The following is a 2,440-nucleotide window of genomic DNA, read 5'->3' as shown; positions in this document are numbered from 1 at the left end:
GTAAACGGTTAATTAACCTCACTCTTCTCAGGCATAATGAGATTGGGTAAGCTACGCATATCAGTTAGTAATGAGTGGTCAATGTTATAAGGAAGAAGGTTCTCCAGTTGTTCTAGAGTGCTGGCCTGGCGAATATGAGTAAGGACGTATTTAAACCAGGAAAAAGTTTCGATTTTATTCTGCTTACAGGTTTCAATAAGCGAGAAGAGGATACTACCGGCTTTGGCGCCGAGGTCATTGCCATGAAAGAGCCAGTTTTTTCGACCGATAACGAAAGGTTTAATGGTACGTTCACCGAGGTTATTATCGAGCTCCAAACGGCCATCGAATAAGAAGATATTGAGCGCTTCCCAGTGTGTCAGGGAATAAAAGAGCGCAGCCCCCAAAGGACTTTTAGGGGGTACTTTAAGTTGCGCGTCATCAAGTAGTGCTTTAATCTGAAGCACTATGGGCCTGGATTTTTTAACACGCGCCATAAAGACTAGCGCGGGTGTTGCGGCTTTATCTTTGAGCTCGCGTTCTATCTGATAGAGTTTGCCGATTAAAGCAACTATTTGATGAGCTACACCCTGTTTTTTATGGGCTTTAGCCACATCGACAAAATAGCGTCGAGCATGAGCCCAGCAGGCTACATGATGGATGTGCTCTTGTTGTCCTAAAGTCACGTAGGCTTGATAGCAATCGGCATGGACATACCCTTTAAAATCAGCAAAGAAGTCATGTGGTATCTGATGCCCACGTGTAGGATGGTATTGATACACCACGGCGCGCTTATCCGGTGGGCCACCAAGAAAGAGCCACATGAATGATTTTTGTGTGGGCGCCCGATCCTTTTCTTTTAAGACTTGTAAAGAGGTTTCATCAGCATAGGCAATATCGTAATCATTAATATCTGCCTCCATCAATTTCACCAATGGAGTCATTAAATCTGCTGATTTAATGAGCCAGTTACTGAGGGTTGCGCGAGTCACTGAGATGCCGGCTGACGTAAACATCGCCTCCTGGCGATACAAAGGCATATGGTGATTAAACTTGCTGTTAATCACCGCCGCTAATAATCCGGGCGTGGCAATGGCTTTATCAATGGGTTGTTTTGGTAATTTGGCTAAACGAATGGTATCGCTGCATCCTTTGCAGGCGTATTTTTTGCGGATGTGAACCACGCGAAAGGTCATCTGGGGAACAACATCCAATTGCTCGGTCACTTCATCGTTAATATGGGTTAAAGCACAACCACAAGCACATTGTTTTTCGTCATCACTTAAGTCATGAATCTGTTCGACATAAGGTAACGATTTAGGAAGCGGTTTGCGACCAGTGCTTTTTTTAGAGCGAGTGTAGGTAATCGTTTCGGTTTGAGTTTCTGAGCCCTCTTCTGATGCATTAACCTCAGAAGCAACATAGACTTCATCAAATTGAAGTGCCATTTGCTCGGGCACTACGCCTTTTTCACTTTTTCGGCCGAAACGTGCCGTGCGGAATAAGTGAAGTTGGTGTTGCAAATTTTGAATTGTATTATCACGCCGCCCAATCAATGCCAATAGTCGAGCATTTTCTTGCTGTAATTGTTCTAATGTTTGAGCAGAAATTGAAATCATCTTAATCGGTTATGTTCTTGTTTTTATAGGGTGAATTATACCAAACAAATAGGCACATTTATACTAAAATAGTCATTTTGGATTAAAAATACTGGGTGAAATCAAGTGTCTTGAATTCATTCATCAGCTGAAAATCAAGGCCTGCCAACAGCCAATCCAATTGATTTTGGCTAATCACATAAGCGCCATCTGCAGTCTTCTTCATCTTGAATCGACCTCGCTCCAGACGCTTATGATAAAGAACAAAGCCGTTTTTATCCCAAAACAAGCACTTTACACGGTCGCAAGAACCATTATAAAACACATAGACAGAACCATCGTTAACAGGCTGTTCAAACTGCTCAATAACCAAAGATACTAATCCATTGATAGCTTTCCTGCAATCAACCGGTTTATCCGCCACAAAAATACGCGTGTCTTCATTCAACTTCAGCATTGGACTGCTCCTGCCACACTTAAGACTGTTTGGAGCAGTTCAGGATTGATTTCAGCGCCGATGCCTATACGAATGCCATTGGGAAGCATCAATTGCAATCCTGCTGCTTGATTATTAATAGCTACTGACCCTGGTTTCGCTTCAATAAACTTTAACGACGCTTTTTTTGATTGACTCGCTAACCGATTGTGCTGATAAACAAAGCTGCGGTAGCTGACTCCTTCTTGTTCACAATAAGCCTGCTGCGTTAACCCGCTTGCTTTCCACGATTCTGAATGTTCTTTCCAGAAGCCTTGTTTATAGGCGTTTGATGATACTTTCATTTAAATACTCCTGCGTTATTCAATGGCAGCAAGTATCTGAAATTAGCTTTTGATTTAAAAGATGGGGTTAATTAACCGCTTAC

General features: G+C 42.5%; 3 protein-coding genes. All 3 read right to left on the bottom strand.

Annotated elements, in window-relative coordinates; genetic code table 11:
* Window positions 1-8: 8 nt before the first annotated feature.
* The 3 genes from tnpC to tnpA all read right to left on the bottom strand — a co-directional run bounded on the left by tnpC (window position 9) and on the right by tnpA (window position 2,357).
* On the bottom strand, window positions 9-1,598 hold the full coding sequence (gene tnpC, locus G543_RS17725) for an IS66 family transposase (RefSeq protein ID WP_051190669.1): 1,590 nt from the start codon (window positions 1,596-1,598) through the stop codon (window positions 9-11).
* 82 nt (window positions 1,599-1,680) lie between these two features.
* Complete coding sequence (gene tnpB / locus G543_RS0110095) at window positions 1,681-2,034, bottom strand: IS66 family insertion sequence element accessory protein TnpB (RefSeq protein WP_028384395.1); 354 nt, start codon at window positions 2,032-2,034, stop codon at window positions 1,681-1,683.
* The gene (gene tnpA, locus G543_RS17720) at window positions 2,028-2,357 is read right to left on the bottom strand and encodes an IS66 family insertion sequence element accessory protein TnpA (RefSeq protein ID WP_035922033.1); all 330 of its coding nucleotides are present in this window, start codon (window positions 2,355-2,357) and stop codon (window positions 2,028-2,030) included. The genes tnpB and tnpA overlap by 7 nt, the downstream gene beginning before the upstream one ends.
* Between the last annotated feature and the right edge of the window lie 83 nt (window positions 2,358-2,440).

This window comes from Legionella moravica DSM 19234 (genome assembly GCF_000423305.1).
GTDB classification, from domain to species: Bacteria; Pseudomonadota; Gammaproteobacteria; order Legionellales; family Legionellaceae; genus Legionella; species Legionella moravica.
The sequence above is the reverse complement of the archived record's forward strand: the minus strand, read 5'-3'. Positions and strand labels throughout refer to the sequence as shown.

Excerpts from the sequence above, each read along its gene's own strand:
- tnpC (WP_051190669.1), bottom strand. The coding sequence starts at position 1,598 with ATGATTTCAATTTCTGCTCAAACATTAGAACAATTACAGCAAGAAAAT.
- tnpA (WP_035922033.1), bottom strand. The coding sequence starts at position 2,357 with ATGAAAGTATCATCAAACGCCTATAAACAAGGCTTCTGGAAAGAACAT.
- tnpB (WP_028384395.1), bottom strand. The coding sequence starts at position 2,034 with ATGCTGAAGTTGAATGAAGACACGCGTATTTTTGTGGCGGATAAACCG.